General features: G+C 67.5%; 1 protein-coding gene. It reads left to right on the top strand.

Annotated features, from left to right (window positions below):
• On the top strand, positions 1 to 1,173 hold a 1,173-nt coding region (locus O3X23_RS43860; RefSeq protein ID WP_443048162.1), incomplete at its 5' end, for an RNA-guided endonuclease InsQ/TnpB family protein.
• Positions 1,174 to 1,189: the final 16 nt, after the last annotated feature.

The raw sequence follows: 1,189 nt of genomic DNA, 5'->3' as shown, positions 1-1,189 counted from the left end.
CAGCAGGTTGCCCTGGGCGAGATGCTCCGTGATCACTGCTCGCTCTACAACGGGGCGTTGCAGGAACGTCGTGACGCCTACCGGCACATCTCGAAGACGTCCGTGAAGTACGGGCAGCAGTCGGCGCAGCTCAAGGAGATCCGGGCGTTCGACCCGGAGCGTCAGGGCCGTTGGTCGTTCTCCTCGCAGCAGGCCACGCTCCGCCGCCTCGACAAGGCGTTCAGCGCGTTCTTTCGCCGGGTCAAGTCCGGGGACACACCCGGTTATCCCCGTTTCCGGGGCGTGAGCTGGTTTAACACGGTGGTTTTCCCGAAGGACGGTGACGGCTGCCGCTGGGACGCCACCCCCCACGACCCGGTTACCCGTGTCCGTCTCCAAGGTGTCGGGCACGTCAAGGTCCACCGGCACCGCCCGGTCGTCGGCACGGTCAAGACGGTCAGCGTCAAGCGTGAAGGCGCGAAGTGGTTCGTCGTGCTGAGCGCCGAGCAGGACCAGCCCGAACCGCTGCCCCCCACCAGTTCGGCCGTCGGTATCGACCTGGGCATTGCGAACTTCCTGGCCGATTCAGGCGGCGGCTTCGTGCCCAACCCGCGCCACGGTCGCCGCAACGCCGCCCGGCTCGCAGCCGCACAGCAGGCCCTCGCACGCTTCCCACGCGTCCGACGCGACCAGCGCACGGCGCACCACAACCGCGCGGTCGAGACGGTTGCCAAGCTGCACGGCAAGGTCCGCCGTCAGCGCCTCGATCACGCACACAAGACCGCGCTCACCCTGGTCCGCGAGCACGATGTCATCGCGCACGAGAACCTGACGATCCGCAACATGGTGGGGGCCGTCGCGCCGAAGCCCGATCCCGAGCGACCCGGCAGCTACCTGTCCAACGGGGCTGCCGCCAAGACCGGACTCAACCGCTCGATCTCGGATGCCGGATGGGGGGTGTTCCTAAAGATCCTCGCGAGCAAGGCTGAAAGCGCCGGCCGAAAAGTGATCGCCGTGGACCCCCGCAATACCTCCCGGATGTGCCCCCAATGCGGGCACACCACCAAGGAGAACCGGCCCACGCAGGCAAAGTTCCACTGCGTCGCCTGCGGCCACCTGGCACACGCTGACACCGTGGCAGCCACCAACGTTCTACGGGCCGGGCTGGTCCGTCTCTACGCCCACCAGCTATAGAGAGAAGCCCCCTCCT

It is taken from the genome of Streptomyces sp. H39-S7, from assembly GCF_027158205.1.
Taxonomy (GTDB): Bacteria; Actinomycetota; Actinomycetes; order Streptomycetales; family Streptomycetaceae; genus Actinacidiphila.
Note: the sequence above shows the minus strand (reverse complement) of the source record. Positions and strands in the feature narration are given on the sequence as shown.